Raw genomic sequence first — 16,742 nt, forward strand, 5'->3', positions numbered from 1 at the left:
TATTTGAGCTAAGCGAAGCTGTTTATAAAATTTGTAAGTTAAGGGTTAAATCAGATAGAAAGGGCAAGGAAAGCAAGTTTATTTTGTTTGGTAAAAGGATTTGGAACTTTTTCAAGCATTATTTTTCTGGACTCGCACTTGGGCTTCCAATAGCTACGCAAATTGCATTTATTGCTTTTACTGGTTATTCACTTTGGGCGTGGGTGAAGTTCAGTGAGTTGCAGGCAACGATAGTTGCTTTTGGGACGATTTTGAGTTTCATAACGACGGGTGGATTTACACAGGTTATGGGTAGGGAAGTGACATATTATTTAAGCTTGGGCAACAAGAAAACTGCGCGAGATATAGCAATTCAAATTTTTAATTATGGTGTAATTTTTACAGTTTTAGTTGCTTTACTTTTGCTTTTCCTCAACGCTAACATCAATTCTAAACTTTGCCAAAACTTCTTCCCTTGCTCTTCTTCCAAGCGTTTCACGAAGTTCGTGATCCGTTAAAAGTTTAATAACTCCCTCTGCAAGTGCTTTCGGATCCCGAGGCTTAACAATTATTCCAAACCCTTCAAGAGCTTCCCTCACACCGCCCACATCTGTTGCTACAACAGGTCTTGCGCACGCCATTGATTCAATCACAGTATATGGGAAACCCTCGGATATACTTGAAAGTATTGAGATATCCCCCTCATTGTAAATTTCACTCGGCTTTGGATGATGTCCCGCAAGTATAAATGTATCCTCAAGTCTTAACTCCTTTATCAAAAGTTGACACTTTCTTGTATAAACTGGATCAGCATCAAGAGAACCATATACAATGAACTTAACATTTGGAATTGCCTCTCTCACAATTGCGCTTGCTTTTATCATCGTTTCAATATCTTTAAGTGGCATAATCCTTGCTGCTGCAACTACCGTTGGGAATCCGCTTGTTTTTTCTGGCTTCGGTTTAGGCTTAAAAACTTCGGGGTCAACACCATTATAGATAACTTTTATTTTACCTTCGTCAACCCCAAAAATTTTTTCCCATGTCGTGTTAAATTTACACACTGGCAGGACTTTATCAGCAAGCTTATAAAGCATCTTTGAGACCAAAATTGAAAGATTTATCAAAAATTTTTTGGCAAAAAAACTTAAACTTTTCTCACTCCCAATTCCAATATATCTTTCCCTTGCGAAAACCCCGTGATCTGTCACGACAAGCGGAATCCCGCTTCTCATCTTTGCGACCACGCTCGGCAACCCGCTAAAACCAGCTGCCGTCGCATGGCTTAAATCAACCTCCGGCACATCAACATAAAGTGGCATCAGGTAATGATAAAGCCACCTCATCGCAAGTGTTAAATCATAAACAGAAGGAACCTCATCCTCCCTGAGGAACTGATTTTCTTCAAGATATTTCAAAACAACTAACCTTTTAAATTCCTGCCATACAGCGAAACTTTTAAATGTTTGCTTATAATCATATTCGCTGAAATACCTGTGCATAAGCCATATATAACCCGCACATTCTTCAGGATCAGAAAATGGATTCATAAGAGATGAAATAAACTCAATAAATATCGGGATAAATTTCCGAATGACAACCCTCTCGCTAACCTTCGTCTTTCTTATATAAATGCTTGAAAAAGGTATTTCAAAAAATATATCTTCAAAGGGCTCCTCAGAACCCCATAACGGAATTTGGCGAACTAACTTTACATTTGAAGGAAGTTTATACTTATATTCAACATAAGGCATTCCCGTTACAGCATAAATATAAAAATCAAAATCCTTTAAATTGTTCACAAGTATATCTGCCCATGTGCTCACTCCACCGCCAACAAATGGATAAGTTCCTTCAGTCTCAAAAAGAATTGCTTTTTTTCTCATTTGATTTTATGTAATAAATTATCACACTCCCTCGGAATTAAACCATACTCTTCAAATAAAATTTGAATAAATCTGCTCATAGCGTTTAATAAACCTCTCAACTGTAAATCTTTTTGCCTTTTTAACTCCATTCTCGGACAGTTTCCTCCACAGAATTTCATCATTTAAAACTTTAACAACATTTTCAGCAAGTTTAATATAGTCACCGACCTCAAATAAAAATCCACATTCAATCCCACTTTCGCTAATAAGTTCTGGGACTCCACCAACAGATGTTGCAACCACTGGAACACCTGAAGCCATAGCTTCAAGAAGTACAAAGGGTTGCCCCTCGCTTATGCTTGGCAAAACAAGAACATCCGTTATGTTAAGATAATCAATGCTGTCCGCTTCCCCGGTAAATGTTACCCTGCCGACGAGACCGAGTTCCTCAACCAATTTAAAACATTCACTCACATATTCAACATCCTGCGTTAAATCACCGATAATTAAGAAATTAACATTATTAACCTTCTCTAAAATTAAAGGCATCGCTTTTATAAATGTTTTAACATCCTTTATCCCTACTACCCTTCCGATAAAGCTAACGATTTTTCCAACTTTGCTCCCCCCAACGGTGGATTTAAAAAATTCAGGCTCAACAAAATTTTCAATAACATGAAATTTTGATCTTAAATCTTTCACCTCATCCCCCGAAATCAAACTCAACTGTTGCTCAAAATTATATCTGCAAACAGTTGTGATTACATCAGCACCAAGATAACATCTCCTTGCTATATCTTTGAAAATTTTTAAATACCCCCTTCTTTCAGTGCAAAGTTTTTCTTTCTCTTTTGAACTTTTGAAAATTTTAAAACCACATTCAACCTCATCAACTCCAAATTCAATCTCCTTCCAATACAAACCATGTTCAGTTAAAATCAAAGGTTTCATTTTCATAGATTTCATCTGCAAGCCCAAAAGTCCTGCAAATCCAGTTGACAAACTATGATAAACTTTTGCTTCGGGCACAATTTCAATCAGATCGCTAAAATCAAATCTAAACCCAAGTCCATTTAGCACATCTATTTCAACGATTGACTTAACATTTTCAGGAATTTTAAATTTAACATCCCCTTTCTCACCAGAATATAAATGAACAATTGAAAATTCAATGTGATTTAAATTCTTCACAAGTGTATGCACCCACTTTGACACACCACCAATGGCATAAGGATATGTCCCCTCAAGTATCAAACAAACATCAACCATTTTTTTTCAGATACTTTGTTAAAATTACCTCCATTCCAGATTCATGAGAAAGTATATATTCAATTTTATCCATGATTTGGCTCGCAATATAAAGACCATAACCATGATCTGCAAGAACCTCCGGATCAGGCTCTTTAACTTTTTCCGGGGCAAACTTTTCACCGAAATCTCTTATTGAAATCTCAATCTTTTCATCGTTCACCCAAACCCTTATAACGACATCACCGTCATTCCCTTTATATGAATGCTTATAGATATTTGTAAGAATTTCACTCACAACAAGTTCAACATCGCCTGCGGTTTCATCATCAATCTCATTTGATAGCAAAAAATCCTTAACCTTTGCCCTTAAATCGGAAATTTTCCCAATATCAAGCCTCTCTTTAATTTCCAGAGTCATCTATAAATTTTATTTAGTTCTATCGTTGACACATAGGGCGTGAATCCATAATATCGTGAAAGGTTCTTAACATAACTTCTTCTTTTATCATTTTCTGACAAAAAATCAAGCGTAAAAATTTTCTTACCCAAAGATTTCAAAATTTCAACCTTACTGGCATATTCCTTCTCAAACCTAACAAAGTATCTTTTCCTCTGAAAATCATATCTTGTAAAAAGCCCCTCAATCAAAAAGGCATCAACATAATTTTTTAATGTGTCAATTAAAGCCCAACCGTTGTTGGCAATGATAAATTTCCCTTTATTTTGCGCTTTCATCAGCCTTATCATATCAATCACCTTTTCCCTAAAATGCGGGAAAATTTGAACAATGTCTATCATGTCAATGAAAAAGCCATCAAAATTCTTTGATATTATTTTCGGAATAATTTGATTGAAAATTAAATCCTGCCAGATATCAGATGTTATATCAACATAAAAATGATTTTCCCAATTTGGGTTCTTTCCAATTATCAAGGAATCTGGGATAGAATAACCCCGATAGGTTTCAAATTCTGCTATGTTGATGTATGCTATTAAAATTACATCATATTCTTTAAACTTCGCTATTTCATCTGCTGTGTAATGGTCTGGGTCAAGGATTAAAAGTTCAAAACTTTCTATCTCATCTACTGATACCTTTGAATAACAAACAGCGTATTTTTTGATGTCCTCAATCTTTTTGTGTATATCGGAAGGAAAAACGAAGATAAGATAAAGTAAAAACAAAATCATTCCGAGCAAATCTCCTGCTTTAATTTATCAATCAGGTTATGCAACTCTTGAACTAACTTTATAACTTCATCGCAAGAGTTCTGGATACATTTCTGCTCTATTTGAGATGAGATTTCTGTAATCCTCGGGAAGCCATATGATCCACCAGAACCTTTAAGTTGATGTGCGTATAGTTTAACTAAATCAAAATTTTTTAATTCAATTGCCTCCATCATTTGCTTTGCTTTCTTTTCTGCGATACTTAAAAAAATTTTCTGCAAGTTTTTTAAGTTAAAATCATCCGATGTAGCGCTCATGTGTGAAAAACTTTATTTTTTATAAAGTTAAAAAAACAGCCTAAAATTTCAAATAAGTTAAAAATTCGATCTTACCCCCGCTTGCAATTCTATACCACCATCATAATACCTTTTTTGAAACCCTGAAGAAACCTTGCACTCACTGTAAAGTGATATAAATCACATAAAACTCTTTGGGAAATTTCTAACTTATAACAGTTTTTTTTAACTTATGATAAAAACAAAAAACGGAGGGTGCTATGGCTAAGAGAATTATCCTCATCGTTTTAGTTTTTATTTCTATGCTCTCAATCCTAAATTCTCAAGTTTCCCAAGTATTTACAGTATATCAGAGAGAGCCCAACCTTGAAGATTTTTACCATGCCAGGGTAAAATATGATGCACAGGGAAATATCTATGTTCTGAGTTACGACGGGAGAAGATTTTATACAACGAATAATAAAAACGGGTATTTCGGTCCATTTAAACCAATTGCTCGCGCTCACACCCAAATCCCAGATTTCAATTTCTTTACTTATCTTGCAGATAGATACGATTTTGCTGTTGACACATCTGATGTAATCCATATAGCATTTGCATCTTTTAAAGCGGGTTTTGGATATGGCGATTCAGATAGAGTGTATATGTTTTATACAAACTCTCAAGTTGATACTGTTTATTATTTGGGTACAACTGCCTTACCAATTTCTGGTTATATTTCGCCTTATTATTTTCAAGTTAATGTAATTAGAACAACAGATGCTCAAATCGTTGTCAATTTCCTTCACTATTTTCCGTTTTATACTGTAATTAAATGGACTCAACTTGTTAATCCTTCAGCAAATAACATTACACCTAAAACTATACAGATTAATCTGCCAAATTCTGCCAACCCATTTGCCGGACCTTCTGTTATCCCATTTGCAAATAAAAATCTTTTCGTTAACCTAATTTACAGAGCTCATGATAATCTTTACCCCTATGATACTCTTTATGTTGAAAATTTTCTCTTAAAATATGACATCAATGGTCAAAGACAAATAATATCCCATAGCACTTCTTCAACTCCAGTTCTTCCCGTAGAAATCCCTTTGCATATGGCTGACTATAACGATAGTTACAAGACCATTGCAAAATTTCAAATATCATTAACTCAAAATGGATTGATGCCAATGACATCTCCTCTTGACAATTCAATTTTCACACTTGATAGAGATAACAAACTGCATGTTTTAAAAATTGGTTCGGGTTATGGGTATTATCTATTTCAAAATCTTCCCATCTCTGACCTTTCAGGCTATTCACTATATCACCCAATTGACCAATCAATCTTCCCCTCAAATCTTACTAATCCCACCTCTGGTGTATTGAAATATAGTAGTATAGATGCATTAAACTCAAACGATGCTGTAATTTTATTTAATTATCCCGAATATTTAGTCAGGCAGAAACAGGGCAATTTTATTTATAAATATCTTATCCCCTACTCCGAGATTAAATTTTCTGGTCCTAAGCAATACAAGGCTCTCAATCTTGTCAAGCATGATAACAAACTTCACTTGTTTAACACGGCAAGATATGAATTATTGAACGATTCAACAGGAGTTATATATCTATTTGAGATAAGGGAAACAAACAACGAATTTTTAACTGAATTTGATACGGCAGATATTAAAAAGATTTATCTACCTGGACATATCGGATTAAGACCAAGATTTTCATCATGGATATATCCCATTGCTAGAGTTGATAAAAACAATCAAATTCACTTGCTTATTTTTAAAGTTTTATCCCATGGTAACACCGATTTGGGGCAATGGTATTATTACAAATTAACATCAAACCTCCAACTTGAAGGAGGTTACAGTGTTATGCCAGATACGATTCCGCAAGGGACATATATAGACTTTGACATTGATGACAATGGAATTGCTCATGTTGTGTATGTGAAGTATGAAAATAATACCGGAATTATCTACTATACAAATAATTCATCTGGAACCTTTGCTCCTCCAATCAATACTGGTGGGACGCTTTCTATATCGGGCACCAATTGGGTTAGAATAAAGTCAACAAATAATGGGAATGTATATATAATCTACCTTAATTATGTCAGCGGTGTTAACTTTGTTTATGGGAACTTAAATGGTTTTTCAAATCCGAAAGGATTATTTATCTCAGGAAATTTAGACATTGGAGGTGGCAGAACTGATATTGCGTTTGAGGTTGATAAAAATGGAAATATGCATTGCTTTGAAAAATCTTACTGGCTAAACTATTCAAAAGATCTTTTATCCTATAAATATAAGCTTGTCCGCGACTCTGTGATCTCAATACCCACATCAGCAGGGTTATACACAAACCTTGATAGCCCGCAGTTTGTTTCAATCCTCAGAGATAGAGATAGGAACATCCATGTGCTTGGAATTACAAAAACTCAAAAAATTTATCATATTAATTCGCTTGATAATTTCCAAAGCGTTCGGACATACAACCTTTCTGATTTTGGAATAACTAATTTCACACGTCAAGGCGAGATATTCTGGGATGATTTTAAACCGTTTGCTTATGAAGATTTGAAGAGAATTTATTTTATTGCCGGAGAAGCGCTTAGATATTATTTGATAGGTTGGATTCCAGATGCAATAACAGGTGTTAAAAAAGATGAAAATATAACTCCAAGTAAATTTGCTCTATATCAGAACTATCCTAATCCATTTAATCCTGCGACGAAGATAGAGTTTGAAATACCACAGAAGGAACATGTTAAGCTAACAATTTATGATATTCTTGGCAGAGAGGTCATGAAGGTATTTGAGGATGAGATTTCTGCTGGGAGGTACAGTATTAGTGTGGATATGAGTGGATATCCAAGCGGGGTTTATTTCTATCGTCTTGAGGCGGGCAAGTTTGTAAGTGTTAAGAAGATGATGTTGATAAAGTAATTCTTCAGAGCCGGGCGCAAAAGCGCCCGGCTCTTTAATTTTAAGAGTAAATCTCGCTCTCATCAAAAAGATTATCATCAACAGTTAAAATCCTTGCTAAAAAGATTATAATTGTAATTAAAGCAAGCGGAATAAGGGCAAGAAGAAGAAAGTTAATAATTTTCCTCACCTGGACTCACTTTTTTTATTTTTTATGTACTGATAGGCTTTATTTAAAACATTGATACTATTTTTATGCTTGATATATTTTAGTGCCTCATCAATAGTAACCCAAGCGTAATCTTCATGCTCATAAGATAATTTCACATCCTTTTGCTCTGTTTTGGCGAGATAATAATTTACAGTTTTATAAACTAAATTTCCTTTCAATCTGTAGTAATATCCAACCCCTTCTTTAAAACCCTCAATTATTTCTATTTGGTCAATTCCTGTTTCTTCAGCGATTTCCCTTTTAACTGTTTCAATTTCACTTTCTCCTTTTTCAACATTACCTTTCGGAAAATCCCAATGCCCAAGTCCATATTTTAAAATTAAAAATTTATACTCCCCTCCTTCCTCTCTATAAACAACTGCACCTGCCGAATGTTCACGAAGCAATTTCTTCTTTCAAATTATTTTTTATCTAACTAAATTTGTCAAAAAAATTTCAAATTCACAAAAAATGAACACTTTTGAAAGGATTTTGATAACGCGCCTTCGGTTTATAGGTGATGTCGTGCTAACAACCCCTGTTATAAGAGCGGTGCGAAACAAATTCACTAACTCATACATCGCTTACCTTGCTGATAAAAACGCAATCTCACTTCTTGAAAATAATCCATATCTTGATGAGCTGATACCGTTTGATTTCTCTTGGGGCATGAAGGAACAAATTAAATTTATCAAGGAATTAAGGGCGAAAAAATTTGACCTTGTAATTGATTTATTTGGAAACCCAAGAAGCGCAATTCTAACTTTTTTAAGCGGGGCGAGAACGAGAATTGGTGGAGAATTTGGATGGCGAAAATATCTTTATACCCACCTGATACCAAAAAGCGCCGAAAGAAAAAATGCGATAAAATTTCACCTTGATTATCTGAAGCCAATTGGGATTACATTTAACGAGCCTTTATCTGAAATTGACATTAAAACTGAAATCTTTCTTACAGATGAAGAAAGAAAATGGGCAATTAATTATCTAAAGGGGAAAGGGATTGACTTAAATAGAAAAACTGTTGGAATCCATCCCGGGGCAACATGGCCTGCCAAAATGTGGCTGAAGGAAAATTTCGCAATGCTTGCGGATAAAATCTCATCAAAACTTAATGCTAATGTAATCATCACTCATTCAAAAGAGGAAACAGAGTTAGCAATTGAAGTTTTCAACCTCACCAATAAAAGAAATATAACACTGCTTGACTCGCTTAATTTACGGGAACTTGCAAGTGTTTTATCTATGCTTGATCTATATATTTCAAATGATTGTGGACCTATGCATATTGCTGTTGCTGTTGGAACGAAAACAATTGGGATTTTTGGACCAGGAGAGGAAGATATATGGTTCCCATACCCCGAAAGCAAAGGCTATAAAGCTTTAAGGGTAGATGTTGAATGTCACCCCTGCCATCTTGATTTCTGCAATAGAAAGGGAGATGATTATATGAAATGCATGAAATTATTAACGGTTGATATGGTTTTCAATGAGGTGGTAAGATTAATTAAAAGGGGCTGAGAAATTCAGCCCCTTTTAATCATACGACAAATTTAATTCCCGCTTCAATTGCTTTTCTGTTTATCTCGTTTAATTCTTTTCTCTTAACAGTTAAATCAAGTGCGTCAAATATACTTTCCTTTGTTAGGATCCCTGTATAACCGATATATGCTCCGATCATAACCATATTTGCAGCTTTCGTTGAGCCAAGGTCATCCGCAATTTTAGTTGCTGGCACAGGGACAATTTCAACATCTTTTCTTGATGGCTCAATATCAATCAATGAATTATCATAAAATATGACTCCACCGGGTTTAACAGTTGGTTCAAATTTTTCAAGTGAAGGTCTATTCATTGCTATTAATACAGTTGGAATTGAGACAAGGGGCGAGGCGATCTCAGTTTCAGAGATATTAACATGACAATTTGCCGTCCCGCCTCTCATTTCAGGTCCATAAGATGGAAGCCAGGAGACATGATATTCCTCAAGCATTCCCGCCTGAGCAAGCACAAGCCCGAGCAAAAGTATCCCTTGACCACCAAAACCTGCAACTTTGATCTTTGGATTTTTATATTTTTCAGCAATTCTGTTTCTTTGATATTTTTTCACCCCCACGATCGTCTCACCATCAATGCCGATTGCTTTTTTGATTTCCTCAGGCGTTAAAATTTTCTTTTCAAACTTTACAGGTTCAACTTTATCTGAAATATCTTTAAAGACGCCAAGAGGGAAATATTTGGTCATAACTTCATTAATCCACTTTTCCGCGTCTGGTGGATTCATCCCCCAGCCAGTTGGGCAAGCGGAGAGCGCCTCAACAAAAGCAAATCCCTTGTTTTCAATTTGAATTTGAATTGCTTTTCTTACTGCTTTTCTCGCTTTTGCCATATTTTTTGCATCTGTTAAAGCAACCCGTTCAACATATACAGGTGCTTCAAGCGTTGCAATCAGCTCAGCCATCCTCAATGGATAACCTTCATTGTGAATATTCCTTCCACGAGGCGTCGTTGTCGTTTTCATCCCTGGCAATGTCGTTGGAGCCATTTGACCACCTGTCATCCCGTAAATTGCGTTATTAACGAAGAAAACAGTTATATGCTCACCACGATTTGCTGCGTGTAAAATCTCATTTCCACCTATTGCTGCAAGATCACCATCACCTTGGTAGCTTATAACTATGCTATGTGGGTGAACCCTTTTAATTCCCGTAGCAACCGCTGGAGCTCTACCATGCGCTACTTGAATATGTCCAGTATCAAAGTAGTAATAAAGGAAAACAGAACAACCAACTGGGTTAATGATTATAACTCTATCTTGAATTCCAAAATCTTCAATTGCCTCAGCTATAAGTTTATGAAGTTTCCCATGACCGCATCCAGGACAATAGTGAGTGTTTATTTTATCTGCATCCGGTTTTCTTGTGAAAACATCATAAAAAGTGCTGGGTTTTTTAAGTATTGTTGGCGTTGCCATTTTCTCACCTCACTTTTGATGTTCAATTTCTTTTTCAATCTCTTCAAAAATAGATTTAACTTGCTCAACTATTTCCTCAGCTGATGGCACCATTCCACCGCATCTTCCATAAAACCTAACCTCACGCATCCCATTCAAAGCAAGCTTAACATCATCAACCATTTGCCCAGTGCTTAACTCAACTACGAAAAAGAGCTGTGTAGTTTTTGCAAGCTCTCTAATTTTTTCCTCTGGGAACGGGAAAAGAGTAATCGGTCTTAACAATCCAACTTTATATCCATCCTCCCTCATTATATCAACGACGCTCTTCAAAATTCTTGAAACAATCCCATATCCAATAAGAATCACATCAGCATCATTAGTTTTATATGCTTCGTATCTGACTTCTTCTTTTTTAATTCGTTCGTATTTCTCCTTAAGCCTCAGGTTATGCTGTTCAAGTTCCTCTGGTGCAAGATAAATGGATGTTATAAGGTTATGTCTTGTCTCAGCAGTCCCGTCAACGCACCATGATTTATCAATCTCTGGAATTTTCGGCTCTGGAAATTCAACTGGTTCCACCATTTGACCTATAAATCCATCAGCAAGGACATACACAGGGTTTCTATATTTTTCGGCGAGGTCAAAAGCAAGATAAGTTAAGTCACACATTTCTTGAACTGAGTTCGGGGCAAGGACGATAACCTTATAATTTCCATGTCCTCCACCTTTAACCACCTGGTAATAATCTCCTTGCTCTGGTGCTATATTTCCAAGCCCAGGACCACCCCTCATCACATCAACTATAACCATTGGAAGTTCTGCGCCAGCTGCATATGAAATACCCTCTTGCATTAAGCTTATTCCCGGGCTTGATGACGCTGTCATTGCTCTAATGCCACCGCTTGAAGCACCAAATAACATATTAATTGCCGCAACCTCACTTTCTGCCTGGATAAAAACCCCTCCAACCTCAGGCATTAGAAGTGCAGCAGCTTCAGCAATTTCACTTGCTGGCGTAATTGGATATCCGAAAAATGCTCTACATCCAGCTAAAATTGCCCCCCTTACAACAGCTTCATTTCCTTTCATTAATTGTTTTGGCATTTTTAAAAGATCATTTGTTTTTTCTGCTAATGTTTTTAGCAGTTTAAATTAAATAAAGCGTTTTTTACGCCTTGCTTAATTAAATGAGGCTAAAATCTCCTCATCAATAACTGCACCACGTTTATAAACTGTTATAGCACCAGGTTCCGGGCAAGCGTAAAAACAAACACCGCAACCCGTACAACCATCTCCAACATATTCAGCATAGTGATAACCACGCGAATTGAACTTATCTGAAACCTTCAAAACATTAACTGGACATGTTTCAATGCAAAGAGTGCATCCTTTGCATTGTTCCTTGTTAATTTTAATAAAAGCTTTTTGAAGTGTTACTTGCATTTCTCCTCCACTTTCATTTTAAATCCAAAGGTCAATTTCGTATTCTTTCCGCTGGGAAAGATGAATGTTTTCTTTTGCCTTGTTTAAAATTTCCTTTATAGTTTCAACCTCCTCAACTATTCTATCCAGCTCCTCCCCAATCAACTCCACATAAATTTTCCTATCTCTTTTCTTGCTCATATCTATAACATAAGCCCATATCTCGTCAGTTTTTCTCTCAATTTCCCCAAGCCTTTTTATCGCTTGATTTATTAAAAGCATCACCTCTTCCTTTGAAGTTCTTCGGAAGTATTTTTTTACCCGCTGAATACGCTCTGTGATGTTAAAGTTCCTCATGAATGAATCCAAAATTTTATTTTCTCACTTAATATACCTTCATTTTAACTAAAATGCAAACTCTATGCCAGAGGAAATTTTATTTTAATTTAAGCAAAAATAAGCCTGAAAACTTCGGATTGTTCAAAAATGACACACCTTCAAATTTATCTGCACAAAATTTTTATCAAAATTTCAAGTCTTCCCGACCCAATTTTGTAAAGTATGACTTTTGAAATTAACAGAATGAATTGTAAATTAATTTAAAAAATTAAAGTGTGGCAGAAGAAATTATGATCAACGAAAGGATAAAGAATCAGATATTGCGTTCTCTGGCTTCCGGCTCAAAAACTTTCTGGGAAATAGTCAACAGACAGGACGGGACTTTAAAAGAGCTTTATCAAACCCTGAATAAACTTATAAAAGATAATATCATAAAAAGGGACGGCGAAAAATTTTATCTCAATAATCAAACCTCTTTAAAATTCTACCCAGATCCCCGATGTGAGCATTGTCGTGGTGGAATAGAGATAAAAGGCGAATATCAGAAAATTTTTGAAACTTATAAGAACATAGTTAAGAATCGCCCATTACCATCAATTGAATATGATCAAGGTTTCATAAGTGCTGAAGATGCAATGAGACGGGCTATTTTTATGTATGAAAGAGGAGATATTGAAAATAAAGCGGTTTTCATTCTCGGAGATGACGACCTCGTAAGCATAGCCATTGGTTTACTCGGTGTTTCCAGAAAAATCACCGTTCTTGAAATTGACAAAAGGTTAACCGACTTTATAAATGATGTCTCAAAAGAATACAACCTTAACATAAAAACTATAACGCACGATGTCCTTGATTCCTTTCCCAAAAAAGAGATGAACAAATATGATACATTCTTAACAGATCCTGTTGAAACTTTGGAAGGTTTCATTCTCTTTACATATCGTTGTATGCAAGCGCTCAAAAAGAGAAACTCCGCTGGATACTTTGGGCTAACACATATTGAAGCAAACCTTGAAAAATGGTATCACATTCAAAAATTTATACTTTCAACTGGAATGGTCATAACCGACATAATTCGTGATTTCTCTTACTACCCCGAAGATGAAAATCAATGGGTTGAAAACTATAATCATTACCTGATCAATAAAAAGCTTAAAATCGGGATACCAAATACAAACTGGTTTAGATCATCTTTCTTTAGAGTTGAGGCGTACGATAAAATTAAACTTAAAAAACACCCCCGCTTAAAATCTACCTACAAACTCTATGTTGATGACGAAGCTTGGTGCACGGTTGAAAATAAGAACTGGAAATAAAGTTAAAAAATATACGATGAAATTTTTGGCAGATGCCTTTTCTCTATCTTGATTTTTAATGTTAGGTAATTATCAGTATCATATTTCACATCAAGGACTTCTCCAAATTTGTAGATAAGCGATATCGCCTCGGAATTTGAAATTTCAACTTTTCCTGTTATTTCAACATAATGATCGTCTATCATCTGGGAAATTTTTTCCTTCAATGTATGAATGTTAACCCCACGGGATGCAGATATGAAAATCGCGTCTTTATATTCATTTGCAAGGGAGTAGATTAAACTTCTATCCTGCAATTTATCAATTTTGTTGAAGGCAAGGATTGTCGGCTTGTCAAGTGAGTTAAGTTCCTCAAGCGTTTCTTCAACAACTTTTATCTGTTCCCTAAAATTCGGCGCTGATATATCAACGACATGAATCAAAATATCAGCTTCAACAACTTCATCAAGCGTTGATTTAAAGGAAGCAATGAGATGATGTGGAAGTTTTCTTATAAATCCAACCGTATCGGTCAGAAGAATTTTCCTTGTCGGAGAAAGCCTAACCACACGTGTGGTTGCATCCAAAGTTGCAAAGAGTTTATCCTCAACATAGGCATTTGCATCAGCTAATGCATTTAAAAGTGTAGATTTTCCAGCGTTTGTATAACCAACAAGCGCAACTCTAAATATATCTCGCCTGCCTTTTCTTTGAATTTTTCTCTGATTGTCAATTTCGCTGAGTTTTCTTCTCAAAATCGCAATTTTCCTTTTAACAAGTCGTCTATCTGTTTCAAGTTGCGTTTCGCCAGGTCCTTTCGTTCCGATACCACCATATTGCTTTGAAAGATGTCTCCATTTACCTGTCAACCTCGGCAAAAGATATTCAAGTTGTGCAAGTTCAACCTGTATCTTCGCCGGGGCTGTCCTCGCATGAGATGCAAATATATCAAGTATAAGGGTTGTTCTGTCTATAACTTTACAATTGATCACATCCTCAAGATTTCTGATTTGAACACCAGATAAATCATCATCAAAAATCACAACATCAATTTTTTCCTCCCCGACGATTTTTGCTATCTGTTCAGCTTTCCCCCTGCCGATGAAAAAAGCTGGATCTGGTTTTTCTCTTTCCTGATAAATTCTACAAATAACATCAGCCCCAGCTGTATCAGCAAGAAGTTCAAGCTCATCAAGATATTCATCCACCTGAGCTTTGGTCTGATGCGGGAAAATTACACCAACTACAATTGCTCTTTCTCGCTCCCTCGTATAAATTGACAAATCTGTTGTCCTTTCCTGACTTTATTTTCGTTCTTCATACTATAATTTAAAACACATCACCAAAAAATCAAGTTCATTTTTACTCAAAACCAAGCGAAAACTGGAATATGGTCGGACCCCAGAACAAGCCTTCTCGTTTTACACCCTTTAAAATAAAGCTCTTCCCAGCAATCATCCTCAATGCCCCAACTGGTGTATCAAAACCAATCTCAATCCCTATCCCCTGTCTTAAATCTTTCCACCTCACCGCTTCAAACTTTTCCCAAGCCGAACCAACATCGTAACGCAATGAAATAAAATTTTCAAAGATAATTTTAACTGGATTCTTAAACCTTGCCTCCACCCCACCAAGGATAACCTGTCTCCCGTAGTTTTCATCTTCCCTCATCCCAGCGAAAGAATTTAATCCAGTGATTGAACCAATGAAAAACTGCTGAGATAATGGGGTTGATTCATCACACAAGCCAAACAAAAATTTAAGTTTCAAAACTCCATATTTGAAATAAGTGTTGTAATTCTCATACGAAAAGAAAATTTTTGAATACGCTACATCAGAGCCTAAGAACTTTTGCGACATCTCGTAATAGGCATTCATATAAACGCCACGATTGGGAAAATAAATTTTGTCCCTTGAATCAACATTTATGCTTAACTGTAATTTTGCAAGTAAATTTTCTCCCTCTTTAAACTCAACCCTTGAAACATTCTTTGCAAGTGCCTTCTCCACTTGATACTTTAACAATGTATTTCCAATTTTCTCAAATTGTCCCCCGGCGGATAATTCAAATCCAGCGTAAGAAAATTTAATCTCACCTTCATTTTTCAAAGAAAAACCTCCATCGCCCAAAATTCTTCTATAAGTATAAATCTTCCTTTCAGAATAATAGAAACTAAGTTTGTAGGTCAAGATTGTTTTGAACAATCGGTCAACTTTATATTCAAGTTTCAAAAGCGAATTTCTCATCCCGCCTTGAAATGTCAATCCAAAATCATCATTAAAGCCGAATGTATTTTCATTCCTGAAGTCGGAAAAAATCTGCCCACCACGTTCATTGTCAATTCTAATCCCAATTCTCAAAAACTGTGAAGATGTTTCTTGAAGATAGAGTTCAACCTTAACACTATCGTCAACCCTATAGTCAACCCTTATCTGCGAGAAAAGATTCGTAACCCATAGATTCCGCAATGTCTCCATCAACTTATTTTCGGTTAGAATTTCACCTGTTCCAAACTTAACATCACGAAAAATGACAAAATTTTTAGTTCTATTATTACCATAAACCTTTACCTCGGAAACATAGCCATCATTTAAATAAATGTTAATTTCACAGGTCAGGCTATCAAATTTCACACTTCTAATTTTTACAAACGGATAACCCGAAGCGTGGAAAACATGCAAAATTTTTCGTGAAATCTCATAAACATTCTTCTCAGAGAAATAAATGTCTCCGCTTGGATAAAAAACAAAGCAAGTATCCACAACCTCAACTGAACCCAAAACCTCGTCTGAAAACTTTGAAAAATCTATCTGGAAATTACCCATTGATTGAGGGTGAATAACCACTTTTTTAATTTTTGGGTTCAACTCCGTCTGGATTACAATCTCAGCAAAGCTTGAATCTTTATAAACTTCAACTTCAATTTTTTTATATTCACCCTGGGATAATTGACCATACAAAAACCTCACAATATCCCTGTCGTTAATTTCACTTTTATTTAATGTCATCGCTGGGATTACCGCTATACAA

16 protein-coding genes and 1 pseudogene are annotated in these 16,742 nt (G+C 35.7%); 4 read left to right on the forward strand and 13 right to left on the reverse strand.

Going from position 1 to position 16,742, the window contains the following annotated elements; translation table 11 throughout:
- A pseudogene (locus tag AT685_RS08370) lies at window positions 1-497 on the forward strand (hypothetical protein); the annotation flags it as partial.
- On the opposite strand, the gene pelF (AT685_RS03435) reads toward AT685_RS08370, so the two are convergent.
- From pelF (AT685_RS03435) to AT685_RS03455, 5 genes are read right to left on the reverse strand one after another with little or no spacing between them, the layout of a single operon-like run.
- On the reverse strand, window positions 396-1,865 hold the full coding sequence (gene pelF, locus AT685_RS03435; protein ID WP_072151565.1) for a GT4 family glycosyltransferase PelF: 1,470 nt from the start codon (window positions 1,863-1,865) through the stop codon (window positions 396-398). The pseudogene AT685_RS08370 and the gene pelF (AT685_RS03435) sit on opposite strands and share 102 nt — an antisense overlap.
- A 51-nt stretch (window positions 1,866-1,916) precedes the next feature.
- The gene (gene pelF / locus AT685_RS03440) at window positions 1,917-3,116 is read right to left on the reverse strand and encodes a GT4 family glycosyltransferase PelF (RefSeq protein ID WP_072151566.1); all 1,200 of its coding nucleotides are present in this window, start codon (window positions 3,114-3,116) and stop codon (window positions 1,917-1,919) included.
- Window positions 3,109-3,516: an ATP-binding protein gene (locus AT685_RS03445; RefSeq protein WP_072149917.1), complete on the reverse strand. Its 408-nt coding sequence runs from the start codon at window positions 3,514-3,516 to the stop codon at window positions 3,109-3,111. Before AT685_RS03445 ends, pelF (AT685_RS03440) begins: the two co-directional genes overlap by 8 nt.
- Window positions 3,513-4,289: a glycoside hydrolase family 191 protein gene (locus AT685_RS03450; protein ID WP_072149918.1), complete on the reverse strand. Its 777-nt coding sequence runs from the start codon at window positions 4,287-4,289 to the stop codon at window positions 3,513-3,515. Before AT685_RS03450 ends, AT685_RS03445 begins: the two co-directional genes overlap by 4 nt.
- Window positions 4,286-4,585, reverse strand: a complete 300-nt coding sequence (locus tag AT685_RS03455) for an Hpt domain-containing protein (RefSeq protein ID WP_072151567.1) — start codon at window positions 4,583-4,585, stop codon at window positions 4,286-4,288. Before AT685_RS03455 ends, AT685_RS03450 begins: the two co-directional genes overlap by 4 nt.
- Window positions 4,586-4,824: 239 nt before the next feature.
- On the opposite strand from AT685_RS03455, the gene AT685_RS03460 reads away from it, so the two are divergent.
- On the forward strand, window positions 4,825-7,509 hold the full coding sequence (locus AT685_RS03460) for a T9SS type A sorting domain-containing protein (protein WP_072151568.1): 2,685 nt from the start codon (window positions 4,825-4,827) through the stop codon (window positions 7,507-7,509).
- A 40-nt stretch (window positions 7,510-7,549) separates the two neighbouring features.
- Here the strand turns inward: AT685_RS03460 and AT685_RS08660 are convergent, their stop codons facing one another.
- A complete protein-coding gene (locus AT685_RS08660) occupies window positions 7,550-7,678 on the reverse strand; it encodes a hypothetical protein (protein ID WP_267885878.1) in 129 nt (42 codons plus the stop codon).
- Complete coding sequence (locus AT685_RS03465; protein ID WP_072149922.1) at window positions 7,675-8,106, reverse strand: bis(5'-nucleosyl)-tetraphosphatase; 432 nt, start codon at window positions 8,104-8,106, stop codon at window positions 7,675-7,677. Before AT685_RS03465 ends, AT685_RS08660 begins: the two co-directional genes overlap by 4 nt.
- Window positions 8,107-8,170: 64 nt before the next feature.
- On the opposite strand from AT685_RS03465, the gene AT685_RS03470 reads away from it, so the two are divergent.
- Window positions 8,171-9,220, forward strand: a complete 1,050-nt coding sequence (locus tag AT685_RS03470; RefSeq protein ID WP_072151569.1) for a glycosyltransferase family 9 protein — start codon at window positions 8,171-8,173, stop codon at window positions 9,218-9,220.
- Between the two features lie 19 nt (window positions 9,221-9,239).
- Here the strand turns inward: AT685_RS03470 and AT685_RS03475 are convergent, their stop codons facing one another.
- The 4 genes from AT685_RS03475 to AT685_RS03490 all read right to left on the reverse strand — a co-directional run bounded on the left by AT685_RS03475 (window position 9,240) and on the right by AT685_RS03490 (window position 12,359).
- Window positions 9,240-10,673, reverse strand: a complete 1,434-nt coding sequence (locus AT685_RS03475) for a 2-oxoacid:acceptor oxidoreductase family protein (protein WP_072151570.1) — start codon at window positions 10,671-10,673, stop codon at window positions 9,240-9,242.
- A gap of 9 nt (window positions 10,674-10,682) precedes the next feature.
- Entirely contained in the window at window positions 10,683-11,759 is a 1,077-nt protein-coding gene (locus AT685_RS03480) for a 3-methyl-2-oxobutanoate dehydrogenase subunit VorB (RefSeq protein ID WP_072151571.1), read from the reverse strand.
- A 75-nt stretch (window positions 11,760-11,834) separates the two neighbouring features.
- Window positions 11,835-12,098, reverse strand: a complete 264-nt coding sequence (locus tag AT685_RS03485; RefSeq protein ID WP_072151572.1) for a 4Fe-4S dicluster domain-containing protein — start codon at window positions 12,096-12,098, stop codon at window positions 11,835-11,837.
- An 18-nt stretch (window positions 12,099-12,116) separates the two neighbouring features.
- A complete protein-coding gene (locus tag AT685_RS03490) occupies window positions 12,117-12,359 on the reverse strand; it encodes a hypothetical protein (protein ID WP_143713103.1) in 243 nt (80 codons plus the stop codon).
- 332 nt (window positions 12,360-12,691) lie between these two features.
- Between AT685_RS03490 and AT685_RS03495 the strand changes: the two genes are divergently transcribed.
- Complete coding sequence (locus AT685_RS03495; RefSeq protein WP_081079676.1) at window positions 12,692-13,732, forward strand: bis-aminopropyl spermidine synthase family protein; 1,041 nt, start codon at window positions 12,692-12,694, stop codon at window positions 13,730-13,732.
- Window positions 13,733-13,734: 2 nt separating this feature from the next.
- Here AT685_RS03495 and hflX read toward each other — a convergent pair whose 3' ends face one another.
- Window positions 13,735-14,994 (reverse strand): GTPase HflX, encoded by a 1,260-nt coding sequence (gene hflX, locus AT685_RS03500; RefSeq protein ID WP_072151574.1) that lies wholly within the window; start codon window positions 14,992-14,994, stop codon window positions 13,735-13,737.
- 79 nt (window positions 14,995-15,073) lie between these two features.
- Window positions 15,074-16,742, reverse strand: a 1,669-nt coding sequence (locus AT685_RS03505) for a BamA/TamA family outer membrane protein (protein ID WP_234696229.1), incomplete at its 5' end; no start/stop codon positions are given.

This window comes from Candidatus Kryptobacter tengchongensis, from assembly GCF_001458555.1.
Classification (GTDB): Bacteria; Bacteroidota; Ignavibacteria; order Kryptoniales; family Kryptoniaceae; genus Kryptonium; species Kryptonium tengchongense.